11 protein-coding genes are annotated in these 15596 nt (G+C 59.9%); 7 read left to right on the forward strand and 4 right to left on the reverse strand.

Going from position 1 to position 15596, the window contains the following annotated elements; genetic code table 11:
• Positions 1-40: 40 nt before the first annotated feature.
• Positions 41-2920, reverse strand: a complete 2880-nt coding sequence (locus MDG893_RS13280) for a class I adenylate cyclase (RefSeq protein ID WP_007154308.1) — start codon at positions 2918-2920, stop codon at positions 41-43.
• Between the two features lie 134 nt (positions 2921-3054).
• On the opposite strand from MDG893_RS13280, the gene MDG893_RS13285 reads away from it, so the two are divergent.
• Positions 3055-5499: an EAL domain-containing protein gene (locus MDG893_RS13285; protein ID WP_007154309.1), complete on the forward strand. Its 2445-nt coding sequence runs from the start codon at positions 3055-3057 to the stop codon at positions 5497-5499.
• Here MDG893_RS13285 and argH read toward each other — a convergent pair.
• Positions 5496-6887 carry an argininosuccinate lyase gene (gene argH / locus MDG893_RS13290; RefSeq protein ID WP_007154310.1) on the reverse strand — a complete coding sequence of 464 codons (1392 nt, stop codon included), beginning with the start codon at positions 6885-6887 and terminating at the stop codon, positions 5496-5498. The two genes, MDG893_RS13285 and argH, sit on opposite strands and share 4 nt — an antisense overlap.
• Before the next feature lie 132 nt (positions 6888-7019).
• Between argH and MDG893_RS13295 the strand changes: the two genes are divergently transcribed.
• From MDG893_RS13295 to MDG893_RS13320, 6 genes are all read left to right on the forward strand, one after another.
• Entirely contained in the window at positions 7020-8114 is a 1095-nt protein-coding gene (locus MDG893_RS13295) for a sensor histidine kinase (protein ID WP_007154311.1), read from the forward strand.
• A gap of 6 nt (positions 8115-8120) precedes the next feature.
• A complete protein-coding gene (locus tag MDG893_RS13300) occupies positions 8121-8876 on the forward strand; it encodes a LytR/AlgR family response regulator transcription factor (protein WP_007154312.1) in 756 nt (251 codons plus the stop codon).
• Between the two features lie 85 nt (positions 8877-8961).
• Complete coding sequence (gene hemC / locus MDG893_RS13305; protein WP_007154313.1) at positions 8962-9903, forward strand: hydroxymethylbilane synthase; 942 nt, start codon at positions 8962-8964, stop codon at positions 9901-9903.
• A complete protein-coding gene (locus tag MDG893_RS13310; protein ID WP_007154314.1) occupies positions 9884-10696 on the forward strand; it encodes a uroporphyrinogen-III synthase in 813 nt (270 codons plus the stop codon). The genes hemC and MDG893_RS13310 overlap by 20 nt, the downstream gene beginning before the upstream one ends.
• A 2-nt stretch (positions 10697-10698) precedes the next feature.
• Positions 10699-11817 (forward strand): uroporphyrinogen-III C-methyltransferase, encoded by a 1119-nt coding sequence (locus MDG893_RS13315; protein WP_007154315.1) that lies wholly within the window; start codon positions 10699-10701, stop codon positions 11815-11817.
• Complete coding sequence (locus MDG893_RS13320; protein WP_007154316.1) at positions 11814-13052, forward strand: heme biosynthesis HemY N-terminal domain-containing protein; 1239 nt, start codon at positions 11814-11816, stop codon at positions 13050-13052. Before MDG893_RS13315 ends, MDG893_RS13320 begins: the two co-directional genes overlap by 4 nt.
• Before the next feature lie 25 nt (positions 13053-13077).
• Here MDG893_RS13320 and MDG893_RS13325 read toward each other — a convergent pair whose 3' ends face one another.
• Positions 13078-14082: a 2Fe-2S iron-sulfur cluster-binding protein gene (locus tag MDG893_RS13325; protein ID WP_007154317.1), complete on the reverse strand. Its 1005-nt coding sequence runs from the start codon at positions 14080-14082 to the stop codon at positions 13078-13080.
• A gap of 1 nt (position 14083) precedes the next feature.
• Positions 14084-15571: a 4-hydroxy-3-polyprenylbenzoate decarboxylase gene (ubiD, locus tag MDG893_RS13330; RefSeq protein WP_040474596.1), complete on the reverse strand. Its 1488-nt coding sequence runs from the start codon at positions 15569-15571 to the stop codon at positions 14084-14086.
• Positions 15572-15596: the final 25 nt, after the last annotated feature.

Raw genomic sequence — 15596 nt, forward strand, 5'->3', positions numbered from 1 at the left:
GATGCCACGGCACACGATTCCGGATACTAGATTCCGGATACTACAGGTGCCGGTTCAGCAAATCTTCCAGCTCGGTGCGGTAGTAGAGATACTGGATGGTCTGGATATGCTGCTGGTATACCTGTGGATCCAGGTCATGGGGTAGGTGAACATCCGTCAGGTAGACGGGGTAGCGCTCGTCACTTTGGCGGAGCGAACGAATATAGTGGGCCACTGCGGGTATCAACTGATCTCCATATTCCTGAACGGTAAATTCCTGGTCGCCACAGAAAATATCGAAGCGCACCTGGGAGTCGCCCTCCTGAACACCGATGGCCTGCACATCCAGCCCGGGCAAGCGCACGTTGCTGTCGGCGTCCGGTCGCCTTTCCGCACGCCACTGACCGTCGCGAAGCACCATCTCATAGCACTGGACACCTGCAACATCGGTCAAGGCGTCCAGTTGTCGCAACTGTCGGCGTTCCACAAGGTTCTCCAGGAATCGCAGCAAGGGCACCAGCAGGAAGCGACGATTGGTGTAATCCTGCTGCCAGCAGAACACCGACCCCAGTTCATCCACAACCCACACCTTCGCGGTCTCTCCTGTAACCCGGTAGAACACCTGAATATTGTCCGGTTCGCTGGCATGACACACGACGCGTAGTGGCAGGTCATCCAGCAAGGCGTATTGGTCAAACACCACTGGCACGTAGGATTCCTGCGGTTTGGACAGATAGGTCATCAGCGCTTCGTTGCTGTCCAGGGCCACGAATCCGGGCTCAGTGCCGCTGAATTGAAGCAGGAAGAATCGCCGATCCATCTCGATGACGTAACGCAGGGGATGGGGGCCGACACCACCGGCAAAGAAATAACGCATCACGTCCATGAACAGCTCGCGTACCCGGCGGGCTATGGCGGCTCCATGGCCTGTGCTGTGGCTGTGCACCATAATGTCCGGCAACCGGTCCGGAGCGTTGGCCACCGATGCCAGCACGTTTTTGAGGCACTGCACCAGCGTGTCTCCGGCAGCATAGTGCTGCAAACTCACTTCGTGCCAGCTATTGAAAGTCACCTGGTCAATGGTGTTCACCAGGTTTTCCCGCCCACCGCTGAAACCCAGTGAGTCGTGACGGGCGCTGAGCTTGTGCAATCCCCGCTCGGTCAGATAGGCCTGCGGGTCGACCCCTACATTGACAAACAGCAGGTTGCGCAGCGGGTGCACGCCCCGGGAAAGCGCCTCCCGGCCGGCCGGATCCACCGGGAATGGCAGGAACGCACCAAGTGCATCCAGCATTTCCCGCAGTTCTGCCACCGAGGCAATGCTGCTGCCGGCTCGCACGTTCAACCGTGTGGCCCGGGTCAGCAAGCCGTTGTAATAGCTCCACACCAACAGTTCAGTGAGGTTGCCCGAACGGCGGATGACTGGCTGCCAGAGCGCATCTGACGGATCTTCGAGATCCCGGTACAACAACCAGCCATCGTGACCGGCCGAACCACCTTGCTCCGACTGGTGATGGAACGCCAGATTTTCCTCCGCCAGCGAGGGGGCGAGCCCGGGGTTGATCTGCTCGACCTTCCCGGCCTTACGTTGAAAGGCCGCATACAGCTTACGCCCCAGCAGGTTCATGTCGTTACTGCTGATGGCCGCACGTGTGCCATGATCCCGCGCCAGCCGAGACAGCAGCCGGTAGCTGTGAGTTAACTCGGCCACCACGAGCCGCCGAAGGGTGACCACATCTTCGGCGCGCCAACGGATCCGGTTGTCCAGGTTTTTCAGCTCAGTAGCCGACCACCCCCAGGCGTCCACCAGGGCCTGCAACAGCCTGGCTCTCCAACCTGAAAGGCTCTGTGCCGAACGGGTCAGCGGCAGGCCCGCCTTGAGATAGAGGCTCTGACGCACCAGGTCCAGGCGTTGGGGAGCATCTTCTTCAACCAGCCACTGCTCCAGACGTTCGTACAGCAGTATATAGGGGTCGAGCCGGTCAGGGTTGGTTTCACCGGAATACACCGCTGCCTTGAAGACCCGAGACAACAGTGGTTTCTCGTTGCTTTCGCTACTCTCACTGCCTTCATTACTGCGGGCATAACATTCGATCAGCAGCAGCTTAAGGATCGATTTCCAGGGCATGTCGATGCCTTTGTATAACTGCCAGACTCCTGCTCCCAGAAATTCTTCCTGCGGTATCGAGGGCACCGGGCCGAAATCAATGTATTCATCGCCCCGGATAAACCGGCAGTCAATCAGTTGCCGGGCGCACTCGTCGTAGCGCCGTTCATCCTCCACGGGAACCAGCCACCACAACGGATAACGGCCGCCGAGGTGAATACTCGTGCGGTAGAATTCGTCCAGCAGCAGATAATGCTGTGAACTGCCGCAGTTTTCCCCGGTCACTTCCGCTCGCTGCCTTCCGGCACGCCAGTCGGCGGCGGAAAACACAAACACATGCAGCTCAACCCCCAGGCTCTCGGCCCAAATGGACAGACTCTGAGCCTTACGCTCCAGGCAACGCACGCCCCGCTCCGAAAGATCCGGACGATGACACAGCCAGATATCCAGGTCACTGGCCACCGAATGGCCCAGGGTACCGGGACTGCCCATCAGGAAGAGAGCTTCCAGATCTGGCTTTCTCCGCCCCTCGTCCTTGAGCGAGAAGGTTCTTGCCAGGCGTCGGGCAGCGTTCAGCGTGGATTCAGAGGCTCGATAGTGGCTCAGTCCGTAGGGGCAGTCACTGTCGAGATAACCGGGCAGAGCCGGATGATTCAGATGAAACACCAGCGGCAACACTTCCAAAGCGGCCTGTTGCCGATAGGTCAGGGCCGAATGGGCACGATCCCAGCGCTGCTGATTGACAGCCATGAACCGGTCCCGCAGCCGACGCAGCGTTTTTCGGTCGATACCCTCATCAAAGTCCAGGGCAATAGGAGCGGTGTGGATGGTCAAGGCGACTCCGCGGGAGAGGTTCTTTCCGATACCATTATCAGTATGATGACCGAATCGTGGCAAAATCGGCAAAAAAATAAAAGCGGGAGAACCTTAGCACGCTCCCGCCACAACTTGGCTGAGGCTTTTCCGTCGTGAAAGAATTCTTTATCCGTCGAGACCGTTCCGACGCCCCCCAGGGTGTCGAACGTCGAACCCTGATCCGCATCAATGACGACGGCGTGATCCTGTTTGCTGATCATCACGCCGAGGCCGTACTGGGCTACGACGCTAGTGAACTGGAGGGTCGCAAGGTTCAGTGCATCCTGGCCGCACGCCAGGACGATCCCTTTGTGCCGGCCCACCGCCACCGCATTGAAAATGGCGAGTCGATACTGATCACCTTCCGCCATAAGGAAGGTTTTTTCTTCACGGCGGGTCTCAGCCTGCGCATGGACATTCGCGATTCCGACCAGGCCGCCAGTGCGTTTATAACCCAGCGGGACCATACCCCCATCGACCACCGCCTGATTCGGCTGACTGAAACTTCTGCGGGCGTTGGCATCTGGGAACTGGATCTCCACAGCAATGAGCTGATCTGGACGGACGGCATGTATCACCTGCTGGAATTAAGACCCGGCAGCGAAATCACGCCCGAACAGGCACTCTTCTACTGCCAGTCCAGCCAGGGCAGGATACGCGCGTTGTTCCGTCGCTGCATCCGCACCGGGCAGCCCTTTTCCCTGACACTGGATCTGATAACCGCGCGACAGAACGTCCGCCGAGTGACGTTGACAGGCCGCGCCCTGAAAGCCGGCGAACGGATACAACGGCTGGGGGGAACCCTGGTTGACCAAACGCCTGAGCGCAATCACACCCTCGCCCGCCAGCAAGCTGAGCAAATGCTGGGCGCCACCATCAACGCCACCAACGATCTTGTGGTCGCCGTTGATCGCCAGCTCAACCTGCTGCACTTCAACCGTGCCTTCCGTCGCCAGTTCGAGATTACCTTCGGCCTTAGGCCGGAATCCGGAAGCAACCTGAGCACCTTATTGCAGAGCTTCCCCAACGAGCGACGGCTTATCGAGCGACTCTGGCACCGCGCCTTCGAACGCGACAGCTTCGTGGTGGAAATGCCCATGGCGCAGCAGCACCGGGAGTTGCCCCTGTACGAAATCCACTATCAACGCCTGACCAATGACCAGGGCGACGTGATTGGCGCCGTTCATGTGGCCAGGGATATCAGCAACCGCCTGCAGAATTCCTCCAGCAGCGAATACCGCATCCAGCATGATCCAGTCACCGGCCTGATGAACCGAAAAGCGTTCCTGGGCCGTCTGCAACGAACGCTGGAGCATAAGCCCCGGCGGGAAAGCAGCGACAGCCTGCTCTACCTCGACCTGGATGGGTTTGACCATTTCAATGACATCGCCGGCAGCGGCACCTGCGACCGTTACCTGCGTGAGCTGGCCGGCAATCTTGGGGTCAAGATCCGACAGCGGGATGCGCTGGCGCGACTGGCCGGCGACACCTTCGCTCTGTTGATCGAAAACTGCCCTGAAGCACGCGCCCGCAAGATTGCCGACAGCATCCTCGAGCTGATCGGCGGTTTCGTTTTCCATTGGCAGGACAAGCAATTGCAGACAACGGCCAGTGGTGGCCTGCTGTTTCTGGACGACGATGCACCCACCGATTCCGAACAACTGCTGACCCAGGCGGCTGACCTGTGCCACACCGCGAAAACCTCCGGCCGCAACCGGATCCATGCCGCCCGGGCCATGTCCCTGTCGCTGGACGAGGGCACGACCAATCAGGTGCTGACACAAATCCAGCAGGCACTCGACAGCGGCTACCTCAAACTTGAATACCAATCGCTACGCCCCGTGGCCAGCATTACCTGGGGTGACCACATCGAAATACTGACCCGGATTCCCGGTGAGACGCCGGACAGTCCTCCGCTGACCCCTGACGCCTTTCTGCCCGTTGCCGAACGGTTTGATCTGGCCAAACGCCTGGATCGCCAGGTAATCCGTCAGACCCTGGCCTGGCTCGAACAGCACCGTCTTCTGGAGCCGCGCCTCAAGTACTGTGGGTTCAACCTTTCGCTTGCCAGCGTACTGGATGACTCGTTTGCGGACTTCATGGAAGCCGCGCTGAAAGGGTCACCTTTTGCCCCGGAATGCTTCTGTCTGGAGATAAGGGAGGCCCATGCCACCCAGTACCCGGACGATGTAGCGGTGCTGTGCGACAGCCTGCACCGCATTGGCTGCCGGGTGGCGCTGGATGGCGCGGGAGCGTCGGTGGAAAGTTACGGCCTGGCGGCAAAGCTGCCAGTGGACATCATCAAGCTGGACCACAAGATCATGCAGCACCTGAACGACGACCCGGTGCAGCAAGTGATGGTGGAGGCACTTCATAAAATAGCGGAAGCCGCGGGCAAGGTAACGGTCGCCACCTTCATTGAGAACGACGACACCCTTCGAAAGGTACGCACTCTCGGCATTCACTACGGCCAGGGCTTCCGCCTTTACCGGCCTCGCCCACTGGAGGAGCTGAAGCCGGTGGAGGTTGCCCTGACCACGGGGAAAATTGGAGGCTAGAGTGTTTTGCGCGCGCGTGCGACTGCAGCGCGCACCTGCTTCGGCGCGGTGCCGCCAAGATGATCACGCGCCTGCACGGAGCCTTCCAGTGTCAGCACATCGAACACGTCTTCGCCGATGACGTCGGAGAAGCGGGTGAGTTCTTCCGTGGTCATTTCGGAGAGATCGCGCCCTTCTGCCACGCCAAACGCAACCGCTTTACCCACAATTTCATGGGCATCGCGGAAAGCCACGCCCTTCTTGACCAGATAGTCCGCCAGATCCGTTGCGGTAGAGAAACCCCGCTTGGCCGCCACGCGCATATTGTCGGCCCGGGCCTCAATGGCCGGGATCATGTCGGCATAGGCCTTGAGGCAGCCTTTCACGGTGTCCACGGTATCGAACAACGGTTCCTTGTCCTCCTGATTGTCCTTGTTGTAAGCCAGCGGCTGGCTCTTCATCAGGGTCAGCAAACTGATCAGGTGGCCGTTCACCCGGCCGGTCTTGCCGCGCACCAGTTCAGGCACGTCCGGGTTCTTCTTCTGGGGCATGATGGACGAGCCGGTACAGAAACGGTCCGGCAGATCAATGAAATCAAACTGGGCAGAGGTCCACAGCACCAGCTCCTCGCTGAATCGCGACAGGTGGGTCATCAACAGGGCGGCAAAACTGCAGAATTCGATGGCAAAGTCCCGGTCACTCACGGAATCCAGGGAATTCTCGCTGGCCCGATCGAAGCCCAGCAGCTTTGCAGTGATGCCGCGATCAATCGGATAGGTTGTGCCCGCCAGCGCCGCCGCGCCCAGGGGCATTACGTTCACGCGTTTGCGGCAGTCCTGCAGGCGCTCGGCATCCCGCACCAGCATTTCGTACCAGGCCAACAGGTGGTGGCCAAAGGTAACCGGCTGTGCGGTCTGCAAGTGCGTGAATCCCGGCATGATGGTCTCGGACTCGCGCTCAGCCAGATCCAGCAGGCCAGCTTGCAGGCGCCGGAGCTCTTCGGCGATGACGTCGATTTCATCGCGCAGGTAGAGGCGGATGTCCGTCGCCACCTGATCGTTACGGCTGCGCCCAGTGTGCAGCTTCTTGCCCGTAATACCAATCCGATCCGTCAGCCGTGCCTCAATGTTCATGTGCACGTCTTCCAGACTGACCGACCACTCGAAGGTGCCGGCCTCGATGTCCGCCTTGACAGCTTTCAGGCCTTCAATAATCGTGTCACGCTCTTCCGCAGTCAGCACGCCCACTTCCGCCAGCATGGTGGCGTGGGCAATGGAGCCGGTAATATCGTGATGGTATAGGCGCTGATCAAAGCCCACGGAGGCAGTGAAACGCTCCACAAAGGCATCGGTGGGTTCGGTGAAACGACCGCCCCAGGGTTTCTCGGCGCTCTTGTTCTGATCCGTCATGGTCTATCTTTCCTGCTGACAGCCCGGCATCATTCTGCGGGAATGGGTAAATGGAATATCGCGGGATTATAGCATTCCGTGGCACCCAGTTGCCCTCCCCCTAATCAGGAACAGGAATCAGGAACCGGTTCAATGGCCGCAAGACATCACAGGGAACGCCCAGCCCCGGCAGCCGCAGAAAGCGACGCCGACTTCTATGTGCCGGATCTTTGCCGGGTAAGGGCCGTTTTCCTGCTGGTGGTCACCAGTGAACTGCTGGTGCTGGTGCTGTCCATCGTTCAGGCTGAAAGCCACTGGATTGACTGGAACTATTTCGGCCTGTTGTCCCTGTTCGTGCAATGGACGGTGCTGACCAGCGCCGCCCTGATCTGCCTCATTCGGCGCTGGCTCTCGCGGCTGACGGTTACCCGTGCCACAACAGTGATTGTTACCATTGTGATGCTGGATGTGCTGGCCTTCAGCCTTTTCGCTGACAGCGTACTGCACCCGCAACCCGGCCTGGAAGCCTGGCAGGGCGTGGCCAAGAAACTGCTGCTGGCACTGTTGATCACACTGATGGTATTGCGGTACTTCTACTTGCAGTTCCAGTGGCAACAGCAACGTGAGTCAGAAATGCAGGCCCGGCTGACCGCCCTGCAGGCACGAATTCATCCACACTTTCTGTTCAACAGCATGAACACCATTGCCAGCCTGATCGTCGTCAACCCGGAACGGGCCGAAGACGCCGTACTGGATCTATCCGAACTGTTCCGCGCCAGCCTGCGCACCGGTGACCGCCTGATTCCCCTGAGCGCAGAACTGGACCTGTGTAAGCGCTACCTGGCCATTGAAAAGCTTCGCCTGGAAGACCGGCTGACATTGGAATGGCACATCGAAGACGGACTGGAACAACAGGCCATCCCCCCGCTGACGCTTCAGCCGCTGGTCGAGAACGCCATTTATCACGGCATTCAGCCCCGCCCGGACGGAGGCACCGTAAAGGTTGAGGCATACCGCAAGGGCCCCTCGGTCTACCTTATGGTGCAGAACCCGCGTCCGGCTTCTGACCAGGGTAGCCACGACGGCAACCGAATGGCGCTGGCCAACATTCAGTCCCGCCTGCACGCTCTGTTCGGTGAGCCCGCCGTGCTGAAACACAGCCAGCAGAATGATATCTATACCGTCACTCTCCGTCTGCCTTGGCAGAAAGCGAGTGGCAACGGACAACCGGCAACAGGGAGCAAGTAGGCAAGCATGGGCGACACTAACCACCGCAGCGTATTGATTGCCGACGACGAACCTCTGGCCAGGGAGCGAATACGCCGACTGGTGGATGCGTTGCCTGGCTACAATGTCTGTGACGAGGCTGGCGACGGCGACGAAGCATTGGAAAAGACCGCGCGCCTGGCGCCGGACATCCTGCTGCTCGATATCCGCATGCCGGGCACCGATGGTATGGAAGCCGCGCGACGGATGGCTGCGCTGGAGGCTCCTCCGGCCATTATCTTCTGCACCGCTTATGATCATTACGCCATCCAGGCGTTCGATGTACACGCGGTGGCCTACCTGCTCAAACCCGTACGCCGCGAAGCGCTGGCCGACGCCCTGAATCGGGCTGGCCGTGTCAACCGGGTACAACTTCAGGCGCTGGCTGAAAAACAATCGGACACGGACGAACAGCTGGCCATCCGCACCCACCGCGGGACCGAACTGATCGACATCCGGGGCATTCTGTACTGCGAAGCCGACCAGAAATACGTCACCATCCATCATCTGCGCGGCGAAACCGTCACCGATTACACCCTGAAAGAGCTGGAAAGTACCTACTCGCAATACCTGCTGCGAATTCACCGGCACACCCTGGTGGGCGTACGCTATATCCGAGCGCTGCTGAAGCAACGGGATGGCCAGAACCTGATTGATCTGACAGACCAGCATGGGCAACTGCCCGTGAGCCGGAGACACGCCGCCGCTGTAAGGCAATGGCTAAAGGAGCATCGTCCCGGGTAGCCTGGGCGCACAACATTCGGCTCCACAATTGACCTCACAAAGAGTACCCTTGGCGTACCATTTTTCAGATCCGGCAACGAACACCATGTCAAAACGAACCCTTCGCATCGCAACCCGCAGCAGCGCACTGGCGTTGTGGCAGGCGGAATTTATCAAGTCTGAACTGGAACGGCTCCACGACAACGTGACTGTGGAACTGGTCAAGATCAAAACCCAGGGCGACAAGATCCTGGATGTGCCGCTGGCCAAAATTGGCGGCAAGGGACTGTTCGTCAAGGAACTGGAAGAGGCCATGCTGGCGGGCAGCGCCGACCTGGCGGTGCATTCCATGAAAGATGTGCCCATGGAATTTCCGGAAGGGTTGGGGCTGGTCGCCATCTGTGAGCGTGAAGATCCCACCGATGCGTTCGTCAGCAATGACTACGACAACGTGAACGCCCTGCCCCACGGCGCCGTGGTCGGCACTGCCAGCCTGCGCCGGGAAGCCCAGTTGCGCGCCTACCGGCCCGACCTGGAAATCCGCACTTTGCGTGGCAACGTCAACACCCGCCTGGCAAAGCTGGACGCCGGCGACTATCAGGCGATCGTCCTGGCCAGCTCCGGGCTCAAACGTCTTGGTTTCCACGACCGCATCCGCTACTGCCTGCCAGACAGCATATCGCTGCCTGCTGTGGGCCAGGGTGCGCTCGGCATCGAGTGCCGCCTCGATGATGCCGAACTGATCGCCATGCTGGAGCCCCTGGATCATCGCGACAGCTCGGACCGCGTGAAGGCGGAACGGGCGCTGAACCGGCGTCTGCAGGGCGGCTGCCAGGTACCCATAGCGGCCTATGCGTTGCTGGAAGACAATGACATGCTTTGGCTTCGGGGGCTCGTGGGGGCCGTCGACGGCACTCAGGTGTTCCGCGTTGAAGGCCGCGCGCCCCGCAGCGAAGGCGAACGCCTTGGGCGCGAACTGGCGGAAGATCTGCTCGCATTGGGTGCAGACAAGGTACTGGCTGACATCTATGGCCACACCCCAACCTGACTCGCTACCCCTCAAGGGCCGGCGGATACTCGTCTGCCGGCCACAACCGGAAGCCGACCGGCTGGCCTCGCGCTTTTGCGATGCCGGCGCTGATGCGCGGGTCATGCCACTTATTGCCCGCGAGCCGCTCCCGGAAGACCCCGCAACCCGCACGCTGATCCTCAATCTGGACGAATTTGCCCACGTTATTGCCGTCAGCCCCTACGCCGCCGCCCTGTTGCTGGACTGGCTGGACGAATGGTGGCCCCAGACACCCACCGGCATTCACTGGTACGGCGTCGGAGCCGGAACCGCCACGGTGCTGAGCAACTACGGCCTGGAAACGCGGCAACCGGAAACCGGCCACACCAGCGAAGATTTGCTACAGTTGCCGGAGCTGGCCACACTGAACCACGAGAAGGTTCTGGTGGTGCGGGGACAGGAAGGCCGGGAACTGATCCCGCAGACCCTGGAACGCAGAGGTGCGCGGGTCACCGTTCTGCCCCTTTATCGTCGCTTCTGTCCCGACTATGATAAAGCGACGCTCAACGCGATGTTGAACGACTTTTCCCCCGAGGCCATCGTCACACTGTCGGGAGAAACATTGAACAATCTCATCGCACTCAGTGACAATACCGGCCATAATCTTGAAAACACTTTGCTGGTTGTCCCCGTTGAGCGGATTGCCGAACAAGCACGTCTGGCCGGCCTCCGGCGAACGTGTATACCAGGAAGCCTTGCCGATAGCTCGATTGTGGCTGCAGTTGCAGGACAACTTGCCAGCCTGGACGGAGGCTCCGGAAACACCAAGTAAGGATGCCCGTGACAGAATCAAACGCACAACTGCCTGCCCCGATCAAAAAGCATCAGCAAACACGGCAAAAACTGTGGCCCCTCTGGATCATTACACTACTGGCGCTTGCCCTGGCCGTTGCCCTGGCCCTTTGGAGCTGGCAGCAATGGAACAACTATCAGGCACTGCAACAGTCCATCACCAGCCTGGAAAATGACACTGAGCAACTGGACCGGATGTACGGCCAGACCGGCAGTGAGCAGAGCCGTCGCCTGCAAGCGCTGGAAGACAAGCTGTCTGAACAGCGTGAACTGATCGCGACCCAGCAACGGCAGATCGACCACAACGCACGTGAACTGCTGGAGGCCGGAAACCGCACTCGTACCGACTGGCTGCTGGCGGAGGCGGAATATCTGCTGAGGGTGGCCAACCAGAGGCTCATGATCGAAAAGGACATTCGCGGAGCCTTGGCAGCACTGGAATCCGGTGATGAAGTTCTGGCGGAGTCGGACGACATCGGCGTTTACCCGGTTCGCCAGCAACTGGCCAAGGAAATCCTGGCGCTCAAGGGCATTGTCGATGTCGACCGTACCGGCCTCTACCTGAAGCTGGAAGCGGCCATCGACAGTATCCACCAACTCACAGACAGCGCACTGATTCATGATCGCGCCCCGGGATTTGTCAGTGGTGGCGAGAACCTGGAAGCCGATGCGTCCGGGCAGGGACTCGTTGCCGAGGGATGGCACAAGGTCAAGCAAACCCTGTCTCAGGTGGTTGTGGTCCGCAGGCTCGACGAGCCGGTCAAACCCCTCCTGTCTCCGGAGCAAAGTGCCTATGCGCGGCTCAACCTGCAGTTGATGCTGGAAGAAGCCGAACTGGCCGTACTTCGCGGTCATCAACAGCTCTACTCACGCTCCCTGACCAAAGCCAGCAACGCCATCAACAACTGGTACGACAGCAGCAACACCCGCATCATCGCGCTCTCCCAAACCCTCGAGGAACTCTCCCAAAAGAACGTTGATCCGGAACTGCCAGACATCAGCCGCTCACTGGAATTGCTCAAGGCGCGACTGGCCGGTCGACTGGACAACGGAGAGGCTGGAAAGAATGGCAGTAACGGTGAACAGGGAGACGCATCATGATCCGCATTTTGCTGATCATCCTGGTCGCCTTGCTGCTGGGCACCGGGCTCGCCCTGGGTTTGCAGTACGACCTTGGCTACATCCGCATCAGCCTGGGCAACTACCTGATTGAAACCAATTTCTGGATTGGCCTGGCGTTGCTGGTGCTGCTTGTGGTGGTCTCCGTGCTGACCATCAACCTGTTCCGTCGCCTGCGCCATGGCACCGGCATGGTGGCCGGCTGGCTGGCCCGCAGCAATGAACGTCGGGCCCGGCGCCGAACCACTCAGGGGCTGCTGGCCCTGGCGGAGGGTAACTGGCCACGTGCCCGCAAGCTGCTCACGTCCTCAGCAGAGCATGCGGACACGCCACTGATCAACTACCTGGCAGCGGCCCAGGCCTCGTTTGAATCCGGCGATCACGAAGCGGTTGACGAACTGCTGCGCAAGGCCTTTGAGAGCACCCCGGGCTCCGACATGGCCGTGGGCATCACCCAGGCCCAACTGCAACTGGCAGGCAACCGGCTGGAACAGGCCCTGGCAACCCTGGTGCGGCTGCGCAAGCAGGCACCCCATCATCCGTTTGTACTCAAGTTGCTGAAAAACACTTATGTGCGCCTGGAAGACTGGCGCGAGCTTTCCCGCCTGTTGCCGGAAATCCGCAAGCGCAATCTCATGGAGAGTGAAGAGCAGGGCGATCTGGAACGCCTGGTTTGGCAAAACCTTCTGCAGCGTGCCGCTGAGGAGTGCCGCCGCCACTCGGGCGAGCCTTCCGCTTCCCTTGAGCCGCTCACCAAACTTTGGGATGAGTTGCCAGGGTTTCTCCGCCGCGACGAGCACACCATTCGCGAGTATGCCCGGCTGCTTGCCGATCTGGGCGACGAAGCCCAGGCTGAAACCCTGCTGAGAAAAGTTCTGCGCAATCACTGGGGTGATGAACTGGTCAATCTGTACGGCCGCGTAAAAGGCCTGAAACCTGATGAGCAGTTGCTGGTAGCCGAGCAATGGCTGAAAGACCGGCCCAACAATGCGGAACTGCTGTTAGCGCTTGGCCGCCTGAGCTTGCGAAATGAGCTTTGGGGCAAAGCCCGGGAATACTTCGAGACCAGCCTGCGATTACGCCGCAGCCGTGAAACCATGGCCGAACTGAGTCGCCTGAATGCTCACATGGGTGAGGGCGAGAACAGTGTGAAGCTGTTGATGCAGGGGCTGGTGAAAGATAGTGGATTGCCGGATTTGCCGATGCCCAAGGCCTGAGGGGCTGGCCCCCTGGCCCCGGGTCTCAACCTCTCGGGGCGTATTCCAGTACATCGGAGAAAAATGCTTCCTGCGGCAACCCTACCTCCAGTAACGCATCCATCAAGGTATAGACCATCGTCGGCGAGCCGCTGGCGTGGACTTCCACGTTGTTCCAGTCCATCCCCGATGCCAGCACCGTACGGACCAGCTGGTCGTGGTGGCCACTCCACTCGTTGTCTTCGTCATCTCCTACCACGGGCAGGAACGTAAACGGCGGCCACTCCTCCTGCCATTGCTGGGCCAGGGATCGCAGGTACATGTCCTCGTGGCGGCGAACGCCCCAGTAGAATTTCACAGGCTTGTCGTAAGACGTTTTCTGCAGGTAGTCCACCAGGCTCTTCATTTGCGCAAAGCCGGTTCCGGCGGCGACCAACAACAGCGGTTTGTCCGGCGCGGACGCCAGGCAGGCGCGGCCGTGGGGCAGCTCAACGGTCACCTCTCCGCCAGAGGTGAGTGCGTCAATCACCTTCTGAGCAGACACCCACTCCGGTGTCGCCTGGATGTGCAGCTCGATCAAGTCTTCAGACGGACTGCTGGCGATGGAAAAATAGCAGGGGTCGGCATCCGGCAGATTCACGGACAGGTACTGGCCGGCATGAAACGACAGTTCCCGGCGACGGGGCAGTTGCAGTTCCACACGGTAAACATCGTGACTGATGGAACGAACGTCCACCACCTTTGCCTGGAACTTGCGAGGCTGGTTGTCTCCGGCTGCCATAACGGCGTCTATCTCCAGTTCAAGGTCACTGAGCGCTAGGGTGCGACACATCATCAGTCGCCCGGTGACCGGAATTGTGTGTTGATTGCGGGTATTCAGGGCCTCGCCACTGACCAGGCGGGCCTCACAGAGCTCGCACACGCCATTGCGACAGGCGGCGGGAACCGCAATGCCCGCCCTGCTGGCGGCCGCGAGCAGCGTCTCGTCGGCGGCTGCGGTAAAGGACAATACCGCCGGTACGAGTTGAATACGACTTTCACGACTGGCCATATCAATCGGGGCGATCGGATGAAACTTCAATCCCCAGGCTATCCCAGATGTCGTCCACACGCTTTTTGACGTCGTCGGACATGGTGATGGGCGTGCCCCACTCCCGATCGGTTTCGCCCGGCCACTTGCTGGTGGCGTCCATCCCCATTTTCGAGCCCAGCCCGGACACCGGCGAAGCAAAATCCAGATAGTCGATGGGAGTGCTTTCAACCAGTGTGGTATCTCTGGAGGGATCCATGCGGGTCGTCATGGCCCAGATCACATCCTTCCAGTCCCGGGCGTTCACGTCATCATCGGTGACTATCACGAACTTGGTGTACATGAACTGCCGCAAGAATGACCATACGCCCATCATCACCCGTTTGGCATGGCCGGGGTACTGTTTCTTCATGGTCACCACTGCAAGACGGTAGGAGCACCCCTCAGGAGGCAGGTAAAAATCCACAATCTCGGGGAACTGCTTCTGCAGGATGGGAATGAAGACTTCGTTCAACGCCACGCCCAGAATGGCAGGCTCATCGGGCGGGCGGCCAGTGTAGGTACTGTGGTAAATCGGGTCCTTGCGGTGCGTCACCCGCTCCACGGTGAACACCGGGAATTCATCCACTTCATTGTAGTAACCGGTGTGATCTCCGAACGGGCCTTCCGGCGCCATATCGTCCGGATAGATAAAACCTTCCAGCACAATCTCCGCGCTGGCAGGCACCTGCAGATCACTCAGGCCACACTGCACCAACTCGGTTCTTCCACCCCGAAGCAGGCCAGCAAAGGCGTATTCTGACAACGAATCCGGCACCGGGGTCACCGCACCCAAGATGGTCGCCGGGTCCGCCCCAAGGGCGACGGCCACAGGATAGGGTTTACCCGGGTTGGCCTTCTGGAACTCCTGAAAATCCAGCGCACCCCCGCGATGGCTCAGCCAGCGCATAATCAGCCGATTACGGCCAATCACCTGCTGCCGGTAAATGCCCAGGTTCTGACGCTCCTTATGGGGCCCACGGGTTATCACCAGCGGCCAGGTCACCAGCGGGCCGGCATCCCCTGGCCAGCAGTGCTGAACCGGTATCTGGTACAGATCCACCCGGTCCTTTTCGATCACCACGTCCTGGCAGGGTGCGGAGCGCAGCACCTTGGGACTCATGCGCATCACCTGCCGGAACAGCGGCAGTTTTTCGATGGCGTCTTTGAACCCTTTGGGGGGATCGGGCTCTTTCAGAAAGGCGAGCAGTTTGCCAATGTCCCGCAGCGCGGTAACGCTGTCCTGCCCCATGCCCATGGCGACGCGTTTTGGCGTACCAAACAGGTTGGCCAACACGGGCATGTCGTAGCCTTTGGGGTTCTCAAACAACAACGCGGGGCCACCTGCCCGCAGGGTGCGGTCGCAGATTTCGGTCATTTCCAGGTGGGGGTCGACTTCCACTGAAATACGCTTCAGCTCTCCCAGCTTTTCAAGCTGGCCTATGAAGTCTCTCAGGTCGTTGTATTTCATCGGCTGCTCCGGTTTGAACTTGGGT

The organism is Marinobacter algicola DG893, assembly GCF_000170835.1.
In the GTDB taxonomy this organism is placed as follows: Bacteria; Pseudomonadota; Gammaproteobacteria; order Pseudomonadales; family Oleiphilaceae; genus Marinobacter; species Marinobacter algicola.

Coding starts and splice junctions, on each gene's coding strand:
- argH (WP_007154310.1), bottom strand. CDS start 6,887: ATGACGGATCAGAACAAGAGCGCCGAGAAACCCTGGGGCGGTCGTTTC.
- MDG893_RS13295 (WP_007154311.1), top strand. CDS start 7,020: ATGGCCGCAAGACATCACAGGGAACGCCCAGCCCCGGCAGCCGCAGAA.
- MDG893_RS13300 (WP_007154312.1), top strand. CDS start 8,121: ATGGGCGACACTAACCACCGCAGCGTATTGATTGCCGACGACGAACCT.
- hemC (WP_007154313.1), top strand. CDS start 8,962: ATGTCAAAACGAACCCTTCGCATCGCAACCCGCAGCAGCGCACTGGCG.
- MDG893_RS13310 (WP_007154314.1), top strand. CDS start 9,884: ATGGCCACACCCCAACCTGACTCGCTACCCCTCAAGGGCCGGCGGATA.
- MDG893_RS13315 (WP_007154315.1), top strand. CDS start 10,699: ATGCCCGTGACAGAATCAAACGCACAACTGCCTGCCCCGATCAAAAAG.
- MDG893_RS13320 (WP_007154316.1), top strand. CDS start 11,814: ATGATCCGCATTTTGCTGATCATCCTGGTCGCCTTGCTGCTGGGCACC.
- MDG893_RS13325 (WP_007154317.1), bottom strand. CDS start 14,082: ATGGCCAGTCGTGAAAGTCGTATTCAACTCGTACCGGCGGTATTGTCC.
- ubiD (WP_040474596.1), bottom strand. CDS start 15,571: ATGAAATACAACGACCTGAGAGACTTCATAGGCCAGCTTGAAAAGCTG.